The following is a 17,745-nucleotide window of genomic DNA, read 5'->3' as shown; positions in this document are numbered from 1 at the left end:
AGATGGGGAGCATGACCTACGAGATCCCGGTGACGCAAGCGCGAGCCGAGCTCGCCGACCTGATCAACCGCGTCGTCTACGGCGGGGAGCGCGTCGTCGTCACCCGCCACGGGAAGCCGCTGGTCGCCCTGGTCTCCGCCGCTGACCTGGAGGAACTCGAGGCGGCCGAGAAGCCCGCCGACGAGCAGGTGATCAGCTCGGTCTCCGGCCTCCATTCCCTGGACTCCGCTACCGGCGAACAGCGCCGCTTCGGCATCGCCGCCCACCACCGCGAGCCCGGCGTCTCCTAGGGCCTGTCCGGCAGATCATGGCCGGGTCCTGTCCGGCGGATCAGGGCCGGGGCCGCGACGCCTGGCGCCCGACCGGCGGATCCGTCCGCCGACCCTCGCCGTCCTCGCGAGCGCACACCGAAGAGCCGCGTGCCCCCGTCCGCTACAGCGGGGGCACGCGGCCGTCTTCTCGCGCGTATGGGCTCGGTGGGCCGGATCAGCCCGCGCGCGCCGGAATCGGGGCCGGCGCCGCAGCCACCGGCTCCGTGGGTCCGGTACGCCTCCGGGTTCCGATCAAGGCCGCCGTGAGGCCCGCCGCCGCCCAGAGGGTGAGGACGAGCAGCGGTCCGCCCGCCGCCGCGCCCTCGAAGGAGGAGACGGACCGGAGGGCCGAGCCCGCGGCGCCCGGCGGCAGCCACTGGCCGAGGGTGCCCACGGCGGTCGGCAGGAGTTCCGGAGCGCTCGACGCGCCGGAGAAGGGGTTGCCGAGCAGGATCATCAGCAGCGCCCCGAGCCCGAGGCCCGGCTTTCCGACGAGGGCCGCGAGCCCGGCGAACGTCGATCCGATCGCCAGCACGGTGAGGCCCAGGACTCCGGCCTCGGCCCACCAGTTCCCGCCGAGCGCGCCGAGCCAGCTGTGAGCGAGGGCCGCGCCGACGACGCCCGCGAGCGCCGCGGCGCCGGCGAGGGCGGCCGCCGCGCGCCCGCCGCGCAGGCCGAGGAGGGTCGTCACGACCCCCGCCGCCGCTCCGGCCAGGGCGAGCGGCAGCAGGCTGGAGGCGAGCACGGCCCCGCGCGGGTCGCCCGCCGGGGCGGCGACCACATCCGTGACCTGGATCTTCGTGCCCTCCGGGGCCTGTGCGGTCAGGGCCTCGCGCAGGAGCCCGGCCACGACGGGGCTCGCCGCCGAGGCCGTCAGGAGTTCCGTGCCGCCGGGGGTCACGACCACCGCTCCGTATACATCGCGGTCCTCTATCGCCGTGCGGGCCGCGGCCTCGTCCGCGTAGCGGTGGACCTCGAAGGCCCCCTCGTGCCGGGCGAGGTCCTGTTCCAGGGTGGTGGCCACCGTGGCGGGACCCGCGACACCGATCGGCAGGTCGCGGGGGGCCGTCCGGGCCGCGGGCCACGCGAAGGCCCAGAGGGTCAGGGCGACGACGACGGGGATCAGCACCATCACCGCGATGGTCCTGCGCCCCGCGCCGACGGCGGTGGCGTTGGCGGACATGATGTCCTCGATTCAAAGAGAAGGATCGTTCGTTTTTATGTTCCATCACTGTCCTGCGGGCCTCGGAAGTTGTCAAGAATGAATATTCGTTTTAGGTTCGGGGCATGGCTCGTGTCTCCCAGGAACACCTCGACGCCCGCCGGCGCCAGATCCTCGACGGCGCGGCGCGCTGCTTCGCCCGCAACGGCTTCCACGCCACCTCGATGCAGGACGTGCTCAGCGAGGTCGGCCTGTCGGCCGGCGCGGTCTACCGGTACTTCCGCGGCAAGGACGAGATCATCGCGGCCATCGCGACCGAGGCGTTCGCCGGGATCAGAGGGGCCTTCGAGGAGGCGTCCAGGACCACGCCGCCGCCCACCCCCGACGTACTGATCGGCGCCGTGCTCCGGCTCTTCCTGGAGGAGCGGATCGAGGGCGCAGACCGGCAGGCCTTCGCGCGCCTGATCATCCAGGTGTGGACGGAGACCCTGCGCGACGAGCGCCTGGCGAAGACCCTCGCGGAGGGCTACAACGGCATGCGCGTCGTCTGGGCGGACCTGGTCGCCGTGTACCGGGAGAGCGGCATCCTGTCCGCCGACGTCCCCGCCGACCACGTGGCCCGCACGCTGATCGCCGTCGTCCAGGGCTTCATCGCCCAGCAGGCCCTCTTCGGCGATGTCGCCGTCGACGTCCTGGAGGACGGGCTCCGCGGTCTGATGTCCATGTCGGTCGATCCGGTCCGACGATCATGAAAACGCAAAGCCGCAGTTAACGAGCCGGAAAAACTTCCGCCCTAACGTGCAATGTCTGGCCGCGTGCCGCATCTCCGCAGTTCAACAAGGTGTTGACGGTCGGTAGGGTCCGCAGCTGTCCGGGTGTCCCCGGTCGACGACTGTGAGGTGGAAGAGTGCAACTGAGCCCGCACGAACAGGAACGCCTGCTCATCCATGTGGCCGCGGACGTGGCCACCAAGCGCCTGGCCCGGGGTGTGCGCCTCAACCACCCCGAGGCCGTCGCCCTCCTGACCTCCCACATCCTCGAAGGCGCCCGGGACGGTCGTACCGTCGCCGAGCTCATGGCCTCAGGACGCAAGGTGCTCACCCGCGACGAGGTCATGGACGGCATCCCCGAGATGATCCACGACGTCCAGGTCGAGGCCACCTTCCCCGACGGCACCAAGCTCGTCACCGTCCACGATCCCATCGTCTGAACGGGCCGCGCCGATGATCCCCGGAGAGATCCTGTACGCGGACGAGCCCGTCACCCTCAACGAGGGGCGCCCCGTCACGCGTCTGACCGTGCTCAACGCAGCCGACCGGCCCGTCCAGGTCGGCTCCCACTACCACTTCGCCGAGGTCAACCCCGGCCTGGACCTCGACCGCGCCGCCGCGCACGGGCAGCGCCTGCACATCGCCGCCGGCACCGCCGTCCGCTTCGAGCCCGGCATCCCCGTCGAGGTCGAACTCGTCCCGCTCGCCGGCCGCCGGATCGTGCCCGGCCTGCGCGGCGGCACGGCGGGCCCGCTCGACACGACCGACCACGCGGCCGACCGCGCCGACCAGGCCGCCGAGGCCACCGAGGCCGAGGGGGCCGACCGTGCCTGACCTGCACCGCGCCGTCTACGCCGACCTGTTCGGCCCCACCACCGGCGACCGCATCCGGCTCGCCGACACCGATCTCCTCGTCGAGATCGAGGAGGACCGCAGCGGCGGCCCCGGCCGCGCCGGTGACGAGGCCGTCTTCGGCGGCGGCAAGGTCATCCGCGAGTCCATGGGCCAGGCGCGCACCACCCGCGCCGAGGGCGCCCCCGACACCGTGATCACCGGCGCCGTGATCATCGACCACTGGGGCGTCGTCAAGGCCGACATCGGCATCCGGGACGGCCGGATCACCGCCCTCGGCAAGGCGGGCAACCCCGACACCATGGACGGGGTCCACCCCGACCTGGTGATCGGCCCCGAGACCGAGATCATCGTCGGCAACGGCCGGATCGTCACCGCCGGCGCCGTCGACGCCCATGTCCACTTCATCTCGCCGACCGTCGTCGAGCAGGCCCTCGCCACCGGTGTCACCACCCTCGTCGGCGGCGGAACGGGACCGGCCGAGGGCACCAAGGCGACCACGGTCACCCCCGGCCCCTGGCACACGGCCAGGATGTTCGAGGCCCTCGACACCTTCCCCGTCAACATCGGACTGCTCGGCAAAGGCAACACGATGTCCCGGGAGGCCATGCACTCCCAACTGCGCGGCGGAGCGCTCGGATTCAAGATCCACGAGGACTGGGGTGCCACCCCCGCCGTCATCGACGCCTGCCTGGGCGTGTGCGAGGAGACGGGCGCCCAGCTCGCCATCCACACCGACACCCTGAACGAGGCCGGCTTCGTCGGCGACACCCTCGCCGCCATCGCCGGGCGCACCGTCCACGCGTACCACACGGAGGGCGCCGGCGGCGGGCACGCGCCCGACATCATCACGGTGGTCTCGGAGCCGTACATCCTGCCCAGCTCGACCAACCCGACCCGGCCGCACACCGTCAACACCATCGAGGAACACCTCGACATGCTGATGGTCTGCCACCACCTCAACCCGGCCGTCCCCGAGGACCTCGCCTTCGCCGAGTCCCGCATCCGGCCCTCCACCATCGCCGCCGAGGACGTCCTCCACGACCTGGGCGCCATCTCGATCATCTCCTCCGACTCCCAGGCCATGGGCCGCGTCGGCGAGGTGATCATGCGCACCTGGCAGACCGCCCACGTCATGAAGAAGCGGCGGGGCGCCCTGCCCGGGGACGGCCGCGCCGACAACCACCGCGCGCGCCGCTACGTCGCCAAGTACACGATCAACCCGGCCGTCGCCCAGGGCATGGACCATCTCATCGGCTCCGTCGAAGCCGGCAAGCTCGCCGACCTGGTCCTGTGGGAGCCCGCCTTCTTCGGGGTGAAGCCGCTCACCGTCCTCAAGGGCGGCCAGATCGCCTACGCGCAGATGGGCGACGCCAACGCCTCCATCCCCACCCCCCAGCCCGTCCTGCCCCGGCCGATGTTCGGCGCGCTCGGCAAGGCGGCGGCGGCCGGCTCCGTCAACTTCGTCGCTCAGGCGGCGATCGAGGACGACATCGCCCAACGGCTCCGCCTGCACAAAGAGTTCACCGCGATCGGCAGCACCCGCCGGGTGTCCAAGGCGGACATGCGGGAGAACGACGCGATGCCCCGGGTCGAGGTCGACGCCGACACCTTCACGGTCACGATCGACGGCGCAGCGGTCGAACCCGCCCCCGCCGCCGAACTGCCCATGGCCCAGCGCTACTTCCTCTTCTGATGACGAGTCGCTCCGCACTCATGGTGCTCGCCGACGGGCGGTTCCCCGCCGGCGGGCACGCCCACTCCGGCGGCGCCGAGGCCGCCGTCAAAGCCGGCCGCATCCAGGACGCGGCCGGACTCGAAGCCTTCTGCCGGGGCCGGCTGCACACCACCGGACTCACCTCCGCCGCGCTCGCCGCCGGAGCCGCGCACGGACTCGACCCGGAGGAACTCGACGCGGCCGCCGACGCCCGCACCCCCTCGCCCGCCCTGCGCGCCGCCGCCCGCAGACTCGGCCGGCAGCTGATGCGGGCGGCGCGCGCCACCTGGCCGTGCGCCGAACTCGACGCGCTCGCCGCCGCGTTCCCGCGCGGGGCCCATCAGCCCGTCGTCCTCGGCGTCGCGGCCCGCGCCGCCGGGCTCGGCCCCGAGGACGCCGCGCACTGCGTCGCGTACGAGACCGTCAGCGGTCCCGCCACCGCCGTGGTCCGGCTGCTGAGCCTGGACCCCTTCCAGGCCACCGCCGTCCTCGCCCGCCTCGCCCCCGCCATGGACCTGGTCGCCGACGAGGCCGCGCGCGCCGCCCGCCAGGGCGTCGACGCCCTGCCCGCGGCCTCCGCGCCCCTCCTCGACATCACCGCCGAACAGCACGCGTCCTGGCCCGTCCGCCTCTTCGCGTCCTGAGAACCACTGGAGCCGCCCCATGCACCTCGACCACGGTCACACCCACCACGGCGCCGTCTCCGCCGACGCCCATCGCCCCGACGGCACCCGCCGCGCCCTGCGCATCGGGCTCGGCGGACCGGTCGGCTCGGGCAAGACCGCCACCGTCGCCGCCCTCTGCCGGGTCCTGCGCGACACGCTCTCCCTCGCGGTCGTCACCAACGACATCTACACCCGCGAGGACGCCGAGTTCCTGCTCCGCAACGCCGTCCTGCCGCCCGAGCGGATCCAGGCCGTGGAGACCGGTGCCTGCCCGCACACCGCCATCCGTGACGACATCTCCGCCAACCTCGAAGCCGTCGAGGACCTTGAGGACAGCGTCGGCCCGCTCGACCTCATCCTCGTCGAGTCCGGCGGCGACAACCTCACCGCCACCTTCTCCAAGGGACTCGTCGACGCCCAGATCTTCGTCATCGACGTGGCCGGCGGCGACGACATCCCGCGCAAGGGCGGCCCCGGCGTCACCACCGCCGACCTCCTCGTCGTCAACAAGACCGACCTCGCCCCGTACGTGGGCTCCGACCTGGAGCGGATGGCGCGCGACGCCAAGGAGCAGCGCGGCGAACTGCCCGTCGCCTTCACCTCGCTTCGCGCCGAGCACGGCGTGGCTCCGGTCGCCGACTGGGTCCGGGCCCAGCTCGGGGCATGGACCGCGTGAGCCTGCGCGCCACCGCCCGGATCGCCGCCGACGCCGACGGGGGCCTGCCGCTGCTCGTGAGCGACGGGCCCCTCGCCCTGCGCCGGACCAGGGCCTCGGGGCCGTACACCCGGGTCACCGTCGTCGGGGCGATGAGCGCGCCGCTCGGCGGTGACCGGCTCGCCGTCGAGACCGAGGTACGGGACGGGGCCAGGCTCCTGGTCGACTCGGCCGCCGCCACCCTCGCCCTGCCGGGCCGGAGCGCCGAGCCGGCCGCGTACGACGTCCGGATCACCGTCGGCGAGGACGGGGTGCTCCGCTGGCTGCCCGAACAGGTGGTCTCCGTGCACGGCTCCCACCTGCGGACGCGGACCGTCGTCGAGCTCGCCGCGACGGCCCGGCTGGTCCTCCGCGAGGAGCAGATCCTCGGCCGGCACGGCGAGCCGCCCGGCACCCTCGTCACCCGCCTCACCGTCCGGCGCGCCGGGCGCCCGCTCCTCGACCAGGAGCTGGCCTTCGGCCCCGGCGCCCCCGGCGGCTGGGACGGCGGCGCGGTCCTCGGCGGCCACCGGGCCACCGGGCAGCTCCTCGTCGTCGATCCGGCGTTCGCGGAGAAGCCGGTGCCGCCGCGGCTGCTCGGCGAGCACGCCGCCGTCACCCCGCTCGCCGGACCCGCGGCCCTCGTCACCGTCGTCGCCCCGGACGCGCTCGCGGTCCGGCGACTGCTCGACACCGCTCTGTCCGAACTCGCACCGTTCTGACGGAGTCTGACCGGATCTATGCGTCCGTAGAGAGGTCACCGCTCAGCGGTACACCGTTCACCGGTTATTGGTTCGGCAAAGAAACACGCGTTCGCCCTTTCATCGGGTGCCCCCGGGACGAAAGGATCCCCCGGACAGCCAACACACAGCGCCGCCACGGGGGGTGGCGCTCATCCTGGGGGAGTACACGTTGAGACGTACCGCCATGCTCGGCTCGGCCGGGACCCTGATAGCGGGCACGCTCGTCGCGGGCGCGCTCGCGGCCCCGGCCGCGAACGCCGACAGCAACCGCCACCTGCGCGACGCCGAGTCGATCGGCGTCGCCGTCGCGGCGGCGCGGGCCGCCCAGGCGGGCATCGACTGGCAGGACTGCCCGGCCGCCTGGGGCCTCGAGAAGCCGATCCAGTGCGGCTGGGTCACCGTCCCCGTCGACTACGCGAAGCCCAACGGCAAGAAGATCAAGATCGCGGTCGACCGGATCAACGCCACCGGCACCCCCGCCGAGCGCCAGGGCGCGCTCCTCTACAACCCGGGCGGCCCCGGCGGCTCCGGCCTGCGCTTCCCGCGCCGGGTCACCACCAAGAACGCGATCTGGGCGGGCGCCGCCAAGGCCTACGACTTCGTGGGCTTCGACCCGCGCGGCGTCGGCAAGTCGGCCCCCATCTCCTGCGTCGACCCCAGCGAGTTCGTCAAGGGCCCCAAGCTCGACCCGGTCCCCGACAGCGAGGCCGACAAGCGCGCGCAGCGCAAGCTCGCCGCCGAGTACGCCAAGGGCTGCGCCGAGAAGAGCGGCGACATGCTGCCCTTCATGAACACGCCCAACACCGCGCGTGACCTCGACGTCATCCGCGCCGCCCTCGGCGAGAAGAAGCTCAACTTCGTCGGCGTCTCCTACGGCACCTACCTCGGCGCGGTCTACGGCACCCTCTTCCCGACCCACGTCCGCCGCATGGTCCTCGACAGCGTCGTGAACCCGTCGACGCGCAAGGTCTGGTACGAGGTCAACCTCGACCAGGACATCGCGTTCGAGGGCCGGCTCAAGGACTGGATGACCTGGGTCGCCCAGAACGACGCCACCTACCACCTCGGCGACACCCTGGCGGAGGTCCAGCAGCAGTGGGTGACCCTGCGCGCCGCCGCCAAGAAGGCGCCCCTCGGCGGCAAGGTCGGCCCGGCCGAGCTCATCGGCTTCTTCCAGAACGCCCCCTACTACGACTCCATGTGGGCCCCGGTGGCCGAGGCCTGGAGCGCGTACGCCGCGGGTGACCCGCAGCCGCTCATCGACAACGCGGCCTCGGACCCCACCGACACCGCCGGCAACGCCGCCTCGGAGAACGGCAACGCCGTCTACACCGCGGTCGAGTGCGCCGACGCCCCCTGGCCGACCAGCTGGAAGAAGTGGGACCGGGACAACAGCCGGCTCCACCAGCAGTACCCCTTCATGACCTGGGCCAACGCATGGATGAACCTGCCGTGCGCCACCTGGTCCGCGCCGCGCCAGCGCCCGACCGAGGTGAAGACCGGCAAGGGCCTGCCGCCGGTGCTCATCGCCCAGTCCGAGCGCGACGCCGCCACCCCGTACGCCGGCGCCGTCGAGCTGCACAAGCGGTTCAAGGGCTCGCGCCTGATCACGGAGAAGGACGCCGGCTCGCACGGCATCACCGGCCTGGTCAACCCGTGCCTCAACACCAAGGTCGAGGCCTACCTGCTGACCGGCAAGCTGGACGCCACGGACCAGACCTGCGCCCCGCACGCCACCCCGAAGCCGTAACACGCTGACGGCCCGATGAGGGGAGGGACAGCCGTCCCTCCCCTCACCCGTGTCACCCCCGCGACGCCAGCCAGGCGTCCTCCGCCGCGTAGTCGAAGAGGTCCACCCCGTACTTCGCGAGATTCGGGAAGGTCTCCCGCCAGTCCCGGCCCGTCACCCGCTCGGTCAGCCACGCGACCGTCTCCGGCAGCGAATCCGCGTACGACACCACCGGCCGGTACCCCAACTCCCGCTCCGCCGCCGCCATGTCGTAGACCACGTTCCGGGGCGCCGTCCACGGGGTCGACCCCACGATGTCCCGCGGCGGCGCGCCCTCGATCAGCACCGTCTCGCTCTCGACGCCCATGACCGCGTCGATCGCCGCCCCGATCTCCGCCACCGTCGGCGCCTCCGGGTCCCCGCCGTTGAGCACCCTGCTGCCGGGCCTCGCCGCCGCCAGCCGGACGAGCTCCGCGAGGTTGTCCACGTGCACCGGGTGGAACCGCGAGGCCCCGCCGTACGCGAGCGGACGCACCGGCCGCCCGTCGAGCACCCGCTTCACGAACCACAACTCGCGCGGGCCCGGGGAGTACGGTCCGTGGATCGCGCCCGCCCGCAGCACCGTCGTCGGCAGGGCGTCGCCCGCCGCGAGCAACTCCCGCTCCAGCGCCACCTTCCGCGTGCTGTACGACGTGTCGCCGGGCGCCACCGTCCGCCAGTCCTCCCGGATCGGCAGCGGGTAGTCGGGGAAGCCGTCCGGCCGGTCCTGGGTGTCGAAGCTGCGCCCCTGCTCGTCCTCGTAGACGGCGCCGCTCGACACCACCACCGCCGAACCGACCCGGTCCGCGAGCCCCGTCAGCTGCCGGCCGTGCCCGGCGTCGTACGCCACGATGTCCACCAGCACATCGCATCCGTCACCCAGACCGGCCGCGAGCGCGCCCTCCTCGGTCCGGTCGAGCACCACCGACCGGACCTCGGCCGGCCACCTCTCGTCCCTGCCGCCGCCCCGCGAGGCGGCCGTCACCTCCCAGCCGTCCGCGACGAGCGCCCGCACGGCCGCCCGCCCCACCTGTCCCGATCCACCCAGCACGAACGCGGTTCCCTTGGTCATGATCGAGACGCTACGGCCGTCCCGTGCGGCGGCCCAGCCGTTTGCGCCGAGCGCGGATCCGCTCACAGCGTCCCCGCCGGGGGAACTTCCCGCCGGGGTTCAGCCGTCGGCCTCCGCCTCCGCCGCCTTCACCACCGCCGCGTAGTCGTCCACGTACTCCTGCCCGGACAGCCGGAGGATCTCGTACATGATCTCGTCCGTCACCGCGCGGACCACCGCCTTCTCGCCCGCCGACCCGGCGAACCGGGAGAAGTCCAGCGGCGCCCCGAACCGGATGGTGACCCGGCGGATCCTCGGCACGACCTTCCCCGGCGGCTGGATCTCGAAGGTCCCCACCATCGCGCAGGGCACCACCGGCACCCCGGCCGTCAGCGCCATCACCGCCACGCCCACCTTCCCCTTGTAGAGCCGCCCGTCGTGCGAGCGCGTGCCCTCCGGGTAGATGCCGAGCAGCTCACCCTTCCCGAGCACCCCGAGGCCCTCCCGGATCGCCGCCTTGCCGGCCTCCTTGCCCGAGCGGTCGACCGGGATCTGTCCGGCAGCCCGGAAGAAGGCGGCCGTGAGCCGGCCCTTGATCCCCGGCCCCGTGAAGTACTCCTGCTTCGCCAGGAAGGTGATCCGCCGGTCGAGCACGACCGGCATCAGGAAGTGGTCCGAGAAGGAGAGGTGATTGCCCGCGACGATCGCCGCACCCTCCTCCGGGATGTGCTCCAGACCCTCGATACGCGGCCGGAAGAGCAGCTTCAGGAGCGGTCCCAGCAGTACGTACTTCATCAGGTGGTAGAACACCCGCGACCCCCGTTCGTCGTCCGTCAAGCCCGTTGTATCCGTGCACGGCCCCGTGGTCCACTGGTGGGGGAGCGTCACCATGACACGCGAGCGCGGAGCCAGGCGCCCCGGCCGCGTCCTCACCGCCCTCCTGTGCGCGGTGACGGCGGCCGGGCTGTACGGCTGCTCCGACTCGGGCACGCCGGAACCGGCCCCCACGCTCGCGCCCACCACGCCGGCGCCCGTCACCACGACGCCCGCGCCCACCACGACGACACCCGTCCCGACCGGCCGCTCGCCCTTCACCGGGCTCCCGGCGCGGTCCGGCCCCGTCCTCGCCGTCAAGATCGACAACGTCGCCGCGGCCCGCCCCCACACCGGGCTCGGCGCCGCCGACCTCGTCTACGTCGAACAGGTCGAGGGCGGTACGACCCGGCTCCTCGCCGTGTACTCCTCCCGCCTCCCCGAGCGCGTCGGCCCCGTCCGCAGCGCCCGCGAGTCCGACATAGAGCTGCTCGGCACCTTCGGCCGGCCCGTCCTCGCCTACTCCGGGGCGCAGTCCGCCCTGAACCCGCTGCTGAGCGCCGCGCCGCTCCACCCCGTCACCGAGTCCACCCGTCCCGGCGCCTTCCGGCGCTCCCCGGACCGGGCCGCCCCGCACAACCTCTACCTGCGCCCCGAGCGGGCCCTCGCGACCGTCCCCGAGCCCCAGAACGCCCGGGACATCGGCTTCCGCTTCGGCCCCGCCCCGGCGGGTGGCACCGCGGTCGACTCCGAGACCGTCCACTATCCGGCGGCCCGCTACACCTTCACCTGGTCCGCCTCCGACCGGACCTGGCGGGTGGCGATGGACGGCCGCGCGGCCCGCGCCACCGACACGGGGCCCCTCGCCCCGTCGACCGTGGTCGTCCAGCGCGTCGCCGTCCGGCCCTCCCGGTTCCACGACGTCACCGGCGCGGTCTCCCCGTACACCGAGACCGTGGGGAGCGGCACCGCGCTCGTGCTGCGCGACGGGCGCGCGTACGAGGCCCGCTGGTCCCGTACGTCGGCGGCGTCGGGCACCACCTTCACCACCCCGGGCGGCGAGCCGCTGGCCTTCGCACCGGGACAGGTCTGGGTGGTCCTCGCACCGCGCTGAGCGCGTCGCGGGTCGGCCGGGGCGGCTCAGGGGCTCGCCGGGCCCGGGCCCGCCGGCGGGCGGCGGCGCGGGCCGGCCGGGGCCGCGCTGTCCGACGCGGCCAGGCCGATCGTCGCCACAGCGAGCACCACCGAGCCGAACCAGAGCCAGCCGCTGCTGCCGAGCGCCACCGTGTACGCCGTCGTGAGCACCACCGCGGCGCAGGTCAGCACCGCCATCGTCTTCGTGCCACCGGACATCAGTCCGCCCTCCTCCCGACCGAGGTCGTGGAAGCCGTCCAGCCCATCGTGACCCCCCGAGAGGGGCGCGCGCTACTCCCCGGACGCTCCGGCGTGCGCCGGAAACGGAACCGGGCCCGGCGCCGGACCCCGTCAGAGGCCCCGCGCCGGGCCCGAAGAGGGACCGCTCACCGCACGCCGGTCGTCACCGCTTGGTCTGGAGCGAGGCGAGGTACGCGTTGTACGCCTCCAGCTCCTTGTCCCCGTCCCGGTCCGCGGCCCGGTCCTGGCGGACCGCCTGCCGCTGCTCGGAGTGGTACCACTGGTAGACCAGCGCGATCAGCACCAGCACCGACGGGATCTCGCTGAACGCCCAGGCGATGCCGCCCGCCGCGTTCTGGTCGGTGAGCGCGTCGATCCCCAGCGAGGCCGGCGGGTTCTCGTACGCCTTGACCATCGGCTCAGAGGCCATCATCAGCGCGATGCCGAAGAAGGCGTGGAACGGCATGCCCGCGAACAGCTCCAGCATCCGCATCACGTAGCCCGGACGGTGCGGGCCCGGGTCGACGCCCATGATCGGCCAGAAGAAGACCACGCCCACCATCAGGAAGTGGACCATCATCCCGATGTGGCCCGTCTTGGAGCCCATCAGGAAGTCGAAGAGCGGCGTGAAGTAGAGCGCGTACAGGCTCGCGATGAACATCGGGATCGTGAAGCCGGGGTGGGTGATCACCTTCATGTACCGGCTGTGCAGCAGCTTCAGGAGCAGCTCGCGCGGCCCCGTCGAGCCCCGCCCCGCCACCGGCAGCGCCCGTAGCGCCAGTGTCACCGGCGCGCCGAGCAGCAGCAGGATCGGCGACAGCATGGAGATCACCATGTGCTGCACCATGTGCACGCTGAACATGACCATGCCGTAGTCGTTGAGCTTGGTGCACATGACGAGCGCGATGGTCAGCACGCCGACCGTGAAGAACACCGTCCGGCTCACCGGCCACGCGTCCCCGCGCCGCCGCAGCCGCGCCACGCCCCAGCCGTACAGACCGAGCGCCGCGAGGCAGCCGGTCAGGAAGAACAGGTCGGGGGAGAACTCCAGGCCCCGTCCCAGCGTGAACGGCGGCAGATCCGTGGTCATGCCGTGCCCGCTGTGATCCATCGTGTGTACTCCTGGAGCCCGATTCGCGCTTGTTGTCCGCACCAGACTAGAACCGCCCCCGGCCGCGACTGCGACCGGGGGCGGTGTCACGCGAACGCGTCCGTACCGACGTGCGTCAGATCACGCACTCGGCCTCGGCGTAGCGGTCGGCGGGGACCGTCTTGAGGCTCTCCACGGCCTGGGCCAGCGGAACCATCGTGATGTCCGTGCCGCGCAGGGCCGTCAGCATGCCGAACTCGCCGCGGTGCGCGGCCTCGACCGCGTGCCACCCGAAGCGGGTCGCGAGGACACGGTCGTACGCGGTGGGGGTGCCGCCGCGCTGGACGTGACCCAGGATCACCGGGCGGGCCTCCTTGCCGAGGCGCCGCTCCAGCTCCACGGAGAGCTGGTTGGCGATCCCGGTGAAGCGCTCGTGGCCGTAGATGTCGGTGCCCGCGGTCTTGAAGTCCATCGAGCCCTCACGCGGCTTCGCGCCCTCGGCGACGACCACGATCGCGAAGCGCTTGCCGGCCTCGAAGCGCTCGCCGACCCGGGTGGTCAGCTCGTCGATGTCGAAGGGGCGCTCGGGGACGACCACGGCGTGCGCGCCGGCGGCCATGCCGGAGTGCAGCGCTATCCAGCCGGTGTGACGGCCCATGACCTCGACGACGAGGACGCGCTGGTGCGACTCGGCGGTGGTCTTCAGCCGGTCGAGGGCCTCGGTGGCGACGGTCACGGCCGTGTCGAAGCCGAAGGTGACATCGGTGGAGGCGATGTCGTTGTCGATCGTCTTCGGGACGCCGACGATCGGGAGACCCGCCTCGGAGAGCAGGTTCGCCGCCTTGAGGGTGCCCTCGCCGCCGATCGGGATGATCGCGTCGAGCCCCAGGTCGGCCACATGGCCACGGGCGCGCTCGACGCCGTCGACCAGGTGCGCGGGCTGGACCCGCGAGGAGCCGAGGATGGTGCCGCCGCGGGCCAGGATGCCGCCCACCGCCTCGAGATCGAGCTTGCGGTAGTCGCACTCCAGGAGGCCCTTCCACCCGTCGTGGAAGCCGATGACCTCGTCGCCGTGGTCGACGACGGCGCGGTGCACGACGGAACGGATGACAGCGTTCAGACCGGGGCAGTCTCCGCCGGAGGTGAGCACGCCAATGCGCATAGCCCAAAAACCTTTGCAACGTGGGCCGACTCCCGGACCACGTCGTCCGGCTGGATCCCCGCCACCCTATCGCCGCAGGGTGGCGGGGCCGAACCGGATGTCCGCACAGTGGACAACGTACGTTCGTACGAGGGACCAACAACGGCGCGCGTGTTGCCCCCGGAGGCCCGTCCGGGGACGGGCCGCGTGACCGCTACGCGGGCTGCGTGGCGGCCGCGATGCGCTCGGCGCGCAGCGCCTCGTACCAGCGGTCGTCCGTCGGCGGCAGCGCGTTCACGTCGAGGGCCAGCTTCAGGAGCAGGTCCGCGATCTGCGGGTTGCGGGCCATGACGGGGCCGTGCATGTACGTACCGAAGACGGTGTCGTTGTACGCGCCCTCGGTGCCGTCACCGGTTCCGTTGCCCTTGCCGAGGACGGTCCGGGCGAACGGCCGGGCCGTCGGGCCGAGATGGGTGATGCCCTGGTGGTTCTCGAAGCCCGTCAGCTGGGGCAGGCCGAGTCGCGGGTCGATGTCCGCGAGGACGTCGCCGACGCACCGCTCGCCCTCGCCGCGGGTCGTGGTGACGTCGAGCAGGCCGAGGCCCGGCTGCCGCTCGCCGACGTCGTTGATGAACTCGTGGCCCAGGATCTGGTAGCCGGCGCAGACCGAGAAGATGATCGCGCCGTTGGAGGCGGCCCGGGACAGGCCGCCGTCGCGGAGCAGCCGCTCGGCCGCGAGCCGCTGTGGACGGTCCTCGCCGCCACCGATCAGATAGATGTCGCCCGAGGTCGGGATCGGCTGGTCGCTGCGGACGTCGACGCGCTCGACGTTGAGCCGCCGCTGGAGGGCGCGGCGCTCGACGACGAGGGCGTTGCCCTGGTCGCCGTAGGTGCTGAGCAGGTCCGGGTAGACCCAGACCAGGCGCAGGCTGCTGTCACTCATGCTGCAAGTCCTCTACGGGTCAGTTGCCGACGCGGCGGCGGACGTCCTGGAAGGCGGTGTAGTTGGCGATCAGCTCGATCTGTCCGGGCGGGGCCATCGCGACGGCCTCGTCCAGCGTCTCGCAGACGCGGAAGTCCACACCCGCGACCTCCAGGCGGACGGCGAGGTCCAGCCGGCGGTCGCCGATCACCATGATCGGGTGTCCGGCGAGCCGGCCGTAGTCCACGTCCCACAGCCAGGAGGTGTCCGTGCCGTCGGCGCCGCGCGCGTTGACGGAGAGGATCACCGGGGCGGGCGGCCCGTCGATGAGGGAAAACGTTTCGAGCCAGCCCGCCGGGTTCTTCGCGAGCAGCAGGCGCAGCTCACGGCCCTGGAAGGTCACCACGTCGTAGCGTCCGGCGACGGCCTGCACCTGGTACATGCGCTCCAGGGCCACCTGCGGCGGCACGCCGAAGACGGCGGCGACGGCGGCCGAGGTCGCGGCGTTCGCCTTGTTGGCGCGGCCGGGCAGCTGGAGCCGGATCGGCCAGGCCGAACCGTGCGGGTCGAGCACGTGGTCGCCGCTGAGCGCCCAGCTCGGCGCGGGACGGCGGAAGCCGCACTCGCCGCAGAACCAGTCGTCGCCCGGACGCTGCATCACACCGCCGCAGGAGGGGCATGACCAGGCGTCGTCCTTCCACTCCTGGCCGGCGGCGACCCACACCACGTTCGGCGAGGAGGAGGCGGCCCACACGATGAGCGGGTCGTCGGCGTTCGCGACGACGACGGCCTTCGTGCCGTTGAGACCCTCGCGCCACTTCTCGGCGAGCATCCGGGTCTCGGCGGCGCGGTCGAGCTGGTCGCGGGAGAGGTTGAGCAGCGCGATCACCTTGGGCGTGGTGTCGCGGGCCACACCGGCCAGGTACTTCTCGTCGACCTCGATGACGCCGTACTTGGAGTCCGAGCCACCGGCCAGCGCCGAGGTGATGCCGGCGGGCATGTTGGCGCCGAGGGCGTTCGAGACGACGGGGCCGGCTGCGCGCAGGGCCTCCGCGATCAGCCGGGTCGTCGTCGTCTTGCCGTTGGTCGCCGACACCAGGACGACGTCCAGATGCTGCGCGAGCCGGCCCAGGAGGTCGGGGTCGAGCTTCAGCGCCACCTTGCCGCCGATCACCGATCCGCTGCCGCGTCCCGCCGCACGCGACACCGCGGCCGCGGCCCTGCCCGCCGTCACGGCCAGCTTGGCGCGCGGCGACAGCGGCTCTGGATTACCGGGGTGTCCTGACATCGTTCTTGTTCCTCCTTGCGTCGGTCCGGGCTCAGCCTATCGAGATCCGGCCAGCAGCCCGAACAGCGGCACCGCCGAGCGGCCGCGCGAAACAGCCAGGTCACGGCGGACCGTACCCTTACCGCCATGCGAAACCGCCCCATCCCCGGCAGTTCCGGCCAGGTCCGAGCGATGACTCTGCTCGGCGACCCCGTGCTGCACACGCCCTGCGCGCCCGTCACCGACTTCGGGCCCGAACTCGCCCGCCTCGTCGAGGACATGTTCGCCACGATGTACGCGGCGAACGGCGTCGGCCTGGCGGCGAACCAGGTGGGCGTGGGCCTGCGGGTGTTCGTGTACGACTGCCCCGACGACGAGGAGACCCGCCACCTGGGACATGTCGTGAACCCGCGCCTGGTGGAGGCGGACGGCGACGTGTTCCGGGGTCCCGAGGGCTGCCTCTCCCTGCCGGGTCTTGAGGCTCCGACGCCCCGTTACGACCGCGCGGTGGTCGAGGGCGTACGGCTGGACGGGACGCCGGTACGGGTGGAGGGGACGGGTTTCTTCGCCCGCTGTCTCCAGCACGAGGCCGACCACCTGGACGGCGGGGTCTACGCGAACCACGTCACGGGGTGGCGCAAGTCACGTCTGATCCGCGCGATCCGCAAGCAGCCGTGGGGGAGCGGGGCCGGGGTGCTGGAGGGCTGAAGGGCACCCCCGGCTCATGGGCCGGGGGTGTACGTGCGTCAGAACCCCGGTCCGCCGGGGAGGTCCGGTGCCTGTGCGAGGCGGCCCCACAGGAGGTCGGCCAGGCTGCGGACGAGATCGGCGCGGGAGCAGGGGCGCTCGCCGAGCCACCAGTCGCCGGCCGCGTGCATCATGCCGACGATGCCGTGCCCCCAGATCCGGGCCTGGGCCTCGGCGCCGGGACCCAGGTCGACGCGCTCGGCGATGACCTGGCCGAGCTCCTCGCCCATCCGCCGGAGCAGCGGCGCCGAGTGGCGGCCGACGTCGAAGCCCTGCTCGGGGTGGTGCGACTCCTCCGCCGGATGCATGAGGAAGCGGTAGACCTGGGGCAGCGCCTCGATGGAGGCCAGGTAGGTGTCGAGGGTGGATTCGACGCGGCGGCGGCGGTCGGACGGCGCGTCGAGCGCGGCCCGCAGGGCGGCGAGGAGGGCGTCCGTGTGCCGGGTGGCGAGGGCACGGTAGAGACCGCCCTTGTCGCCGAAGTGGCGGTAGAGGATCGGCTTGGTGATGCCCGCCTCCGCCGCGATCGCGTTCATGGACGCCTTGGGGCCGTCCCGGAGCACCACCCGGTCCGCCGCCTCCAGCAGCTCGCGTCGCCGCTGTTCGGCGGGCGTCTGCTGGTCGGTGGTCCGGTGTGCGATGTCCATAAGCGTGTCTC

Annotated in this window: 20 protein-coding genes; 11 read left to right on the top strand and 9 right to left on the bottom strand. The window is 72.8% G+C overall.

The window, feature by feature from the left end:
- Positions 1 to 11 precede the first annotated feature (11 nt).
- Positions 12 to 290: a type II toxin-antitoxin system Phd/YefM family antitoxin gene (locus tag ACIP8Z_RS04545; RefSeq protein ID WP_030316684.1), complete on the top strand. Its 279-nt coding sequence runs from the start codon at positions 12 to 14 to the stop codon at positions 288 to 290.
- A 196-nt stretch (positions 291 to 486) separates the two neighbouring features.
- Here ACIP8Z_RS04545 and ACIP8Z_RS04540 read toward each other — a convergent pair whose 3' ends face one another.
- A complete protein-coding gene (locus ACIP8Z_RS04540; RefSeq protein WP_402078576.1) occupies positions 487 to 1,494 on the bottom strand; it encodes an ABC transporter permease in 1,008 nt (335 codons plus the stop codon).
- Positions 1,495 to 1,598: 104 nt separating this feature from the next.
- On the opposite strand from ACIP8Z_RS04540, the gene ACIP8Z_RS04535 reads away from it, so the two are divergent.
- From ACIP8Z_RS04535 to ACIP8Z_RS04500, 8 genes are all read left to right on the top strand, one after another.
- Positions 1,599 to 2,225, top strand: a complete 627-nt coding sequence (locus tag ACIP8Z_RS04535; protein WP_402078573.1) for a TetR/AcrR family transcriptional regulator — start codon at positions 1,599 to 1,601, stop codon at positions 2,223 to 2,225.
- A 155-nt stretch (positions 2,226 to 2,380) separates the two neighbouring features.
- Positions 2,381 to 2,683 carry an urease subunit gamma gene (locus ACIP8Z_RS04530; RefSeq protein WP_389030253.1) on the top strand — a complete coding sequence of 101 codons (303 nt, stop codon included), beginning with the start codon at positions 2,381 to 2,383 and terminating at the stop codon, positions 2,681 to 2,683.
- A gap of 13 nt (positions 2,684 to 2,696) precedes the next feature.
- Positions 2,697 to 3,077, top strand: coding sequence for an urease subunit beta (locus ACIP8Z_RS04525; protein WP_402078569.1), 381 nt, complete (start codon positions 2,697 to 2,699; stop codon positions 3,075 to 3,077).
- A complete protein-coding gene (locus tag ACIP8Z_RS04520; protein ID WP_402078566.1) occupies positions 3,070 to 4,791 on the top strand; it encodes an urease subunit alpha in 1,722 nt (573 codons plus the stop codon). Before ACIP8Z_RS04525 ends, ACIP8Z_RS04520 begins: the two co-directional genes overlap by 8 nt.
- The gene (locus tag ACIP8Z_RS04515) at positions 4,791 to 5,456 is read left to right on the top strand and encodes an urease accessory protein UreF (protein ID WP_402078563.1); all 666 of its coding nucleotides are present in this window, start codon (positions 4,791 to 4,793) and stop codon (positions 5,454 to 5,456) included. Before ACIP8Z_RS04520 ends, ACIP8Z_RS04515 begins: the two co-directional genes overlap by 1 nt.
- 19 nt (positions 5,457 to 5,475) lie before the next feature.
- Positions 5,476 to 6,153: an urease accessory protein UreG gene (gene ureG, locus ACIP8Z_RS04510; protein WP_319311683.1), complete on the top strand. Its 678-nt coding sequence runs from the start codon at positions 5,476 to 5,478 to the stop codon at positions 6,151 to 6,153.
- Positions 6,150 to 6,893, top strand: a complete 744-nt coding sequence (locus ACIP8Z_RS04505; RefSeq protein WP_402078932.1) for an urease accessory protein UreD — start codon at positions 6,150 to 6,152, stop codon at positions 6,891 to 6,893. Before ureG ends, ACIP8Z_RS04505 begins: the two co-directional genes overlap by 4 nt.
- Before the next feature lie 190 nt (positions 6,894 to 7,083).
- On the top strand, positions 7,084 to 8,664 hold the full coding sequence (locus tag ACIP8Z_RS04500; protein ID WP_402078560.1) for an alpha/beta hydrolase: 1,581 nt from the start codon (positions 7,084 to 7,086) through the stop codon (positions 8,662 to 8,664).
- A gap of 52 nt (positions 8,665 to 8,716) precedes the next feature.
- Here the strand turns inward: ACIP8Z_RS04500 and ACIP8Z_RS04495 are convergent, their stop codons facing one another.
- Positions 8,717 to 9,754, bottom strand: a complete 1,038-nt coding sequence (locus ACIP8Z_RS04495; protein WP_402078558.1) for an NAD-dependent epimerase/dehydratase family protein — start codon at positions 9,752 to 9,754, stop codon at positions 8,717 to 8,719.
- A gap of 99 nt (positions 9,755 to 9,853) precedes the next feature.
- Complete coding sequence (locus ACIP8Z_RS04490; protein ID WP_319313072.1) at positions 9,854 to 10,543, bottom strand: lysophospholipid acyltransferase family protein; 690 nt, start codon at positions 10,541 to 10,543, stop codon at positions 9,854 to 9,856.
- A gap of 79 nt (positions 10,544 to 10,622) precedes the next feature.
- On the opposite strand from ACIP8Z_RS04490, the gene ACIP8Z_RS04485 reads away from it, so the two are divergent.
- Positions 10,623 to 11,660 (top strand): DUF3048 domain-containing protein, encoded by a 1,038-nt coding sequence (locus ACIP8Z_RS04485; protein WP_402078555.1) that lies wholly within the window; start codon positions 10,623 to 10,625, stop codon positions 11,658 to 11,660.
- 26 nt (positions 11,661 to 11,686) lie between these two features.
- On the opposite strand, the gene ACIP8Z_RS04480 is transcribed toward ACIP8Z_RS04485, so the two are convergent.
- The 5 genes from ACIP8Z_RS04480 to ACIP8Z_RS04460 all read right to left on the bottom strand — a co-directional run bounded on the left by ACIP8Z_RS04480 (position 11,687) and on the right by ACIP8Z_RS04460 (position 16,361).
- Positions 11,687 to 11,899 (bottom strand): hypothetical protein, encoded by a 213-nt coding sequence (locus tag ACIP8Z_RS04480; protein ID WP_388805490.1) that lies wholly within the window; start codon positions 11,897 to 11,899, stop codon positions 11,687 to 11,689.
- Between the two features lie 184 nt (positions 11,900 to 12,083).
- Positions 12,084 to 13,031, bottom strand: coding sequence for a cytochrome c oxidase assembly protein (locus ACIP8Z_RS04475; protein ID WP_402078552.1), 948 nt, complete (start codon positions 13,029 to 13,031; stop codon positions 12,084 to 12,086).
- A gap of 115 nt (positions 13,032 to 13,146) precedes the next feature.
- Entirely contained in the window at positions 13,147 to 14,172 is a 1,026-nt protein-coding gene (locus tag ACIP8Z_RS04470; protein ID WP_073902085.1) for a 6-phosphofructokinase, read from the bottom strand.
- Positions 14,173 to 14,365: 193 nt separating this feature from the next.
- Positions 14,366 to 15,094 (bottom strand): type 1 glutamine amidotransferase, encoded by a 729-nt coding sequence (locus tag ACIP8Z_RS04465; protein ID WP_402078549.1) that lies wholly within the window; start codon positions 15,092 to 15,094, stop codon positions 14,366 to 14,368.
- A 19-nt stretch (positions 15,095 to 15,113) separates the two neighbouring features.
- Entirely contained in the window at positions 15,114 to 16,361 is a 1,248-nt protein-coding gene (locus ACIP8Z_RS04460; RefSeq protein ID WP_402078546.1) for a MurT ligase domain-containing protein, read from the bottom strand.
- A 126-nt stretch (positions 16,362 to 16,487) separates the two neighbouring features.
- On the opposite strand from ACIP8Z_RS04460, the gene def reads away from it, so the two are divergent.
- A complete protein-coding gene (gene def / locus ACIP8Z_RS04455) occupies positions 16,488 to 17,048 on the top strand; it encodes a peptide deformylase (protein ID WP_402078544.1) in 561 nt (186 codons plus the stop codon).
- Positions 17,049 to 17,086: 38 nt separating this feature from the next.
- Here the strand turns inward: def and ACIP8Z_RS04450 are convergent, their stop codons facing one another.
- Positions 17,087 to 17,734, bottom strand: coding sequence for a TetR family transcriptional regulator (locus ACIP8Z_RS04450; RefSeq protein ID WP_402078542.1), 648 nt, complete (start codon positions 17,732 to 17,734; stop codon positions 17,087 to 17,089).
- Positions 17,735 to 17,745: the final 11 nt, after the last annotated feature.

It is taken from the genome of Streptomyces sp. NPDC088553, assembly GCF_044752965.1.
In the GTDB taxonomy this organism is placed as follows: domain Bacteria; phylum Actinomycetota; class Actinomycetes; order Streptomycetales; family Streptomycetaceae; genus Streptomyces.
The sequence above is the reverse complement of the archived record's forward strand: the minus strand, read 5'-3'. Positions and strand labels throughout refer to the sequence as shown.

Coding starts and splice junctions, on each gene's coding strand:
- ACIP8Z_RS04545 (WP_030316684.1), top strand. CDS start 12: ATGACCTACGAGATCCCGGTGACGCAAGCGCGAGCCGAGCTCGCCGAC.
- ACIP8Z_RS04540 (WP_402078576.1), bottom strand. CDS start 1,494: ATGTCCGCCAACGCCACCGCCGTCGGCGCGGGGCGCAGGACCATCGCG.
- ACIP8Z_RS04535 (WP_402078573.1), top strand. CDS start 1,599: ATGGCTCGTGTCTCCCAGGAACACCTCGACGCCCGCCGGCGCCAGATC.
- ACIP8Z_RS04525 (WP_402078569.1), top strand. CDS start 2,697: ATGATCCCCGGAGAGATCCTGTACGCGGACGAGCCCGTCACCCTCAAC.
- ACIP8Z_RS04515 (WP_402078563.1), top strand. CDS start 4,791: ATGACGAGTCGCTCCGCACTCATGGTGCTCGCCGACGGGCGGTTCCCC.
- ureG (WP_319311683.1), top strand. CDS start 5,476: ATGCACCTCGACCACGGTCACACCCACCACGGCGCCGTCTCCGCCGAC.
- ACIP8Z_RS04495 (WP_402078558.1), bottom strand. CDS start 9,754: ATGACCAAGGGAACCGCGTTCGTGCTGGGTGGATCGGGACAGGTGGGG.
- ACIP8Z_RS04485 (WP_402078555.1), top strand. CDS start 10,623: ATGACACGCGAGCGCGGAGCCAGGCGCCCCGGCCGCGTCCTCACCGCC.
- ACIP8Z_RS04480 (WP_388805490.1), bottom strand. CDS start 11,899: ATGTCCGGTGGCACGAAGACGATGGCGGTGCTGACCTGCGCCGCGGTG.
- ACIP8Z_RS04475 (WP_402078552.1), bottom strand. CDS start 13,031: ATGGATCACAGCGGGCACGGCATGACCACGGATCTGCCGCCGTTCACG.
- ACIP8Z_RS04470 (WP_073902085.1), bottom strand. CDS start 14,172: ATGCGCATTGGCGTGCTCACCTCCGGCGGAGACTGCCCCGGTCTGAAC.
- ACIP8Z_RS04465 (WP_402078549.1), bottom strand. CDS start 15,094: ATGAGTGACAGCAGCCTGCGCCTGGTCTGGGTCTACCCGGACCTGCTC.
- ACIP8Z_RS04460 (WP_402078546.1), bottom strand. CDS start 16,361: ATGTCAGGACACCCCGGTAATCCAGAGCCGCTGTCGCCGCGCGCCAAG.
- def (WP_402078544.1), top strand. CDS start 16,488: ATGCGAAACCGCCCCATCCCCGGCAGTTCCGGCCAGGTCCGAGCGATG.
- ACIP8Z_RS04450 (WP_402078542.1), bottom strand. CDS start 17,734: ATGGACATCGCACACCGGACCACCGACCAGCAGACGCCCGCCGAACAG.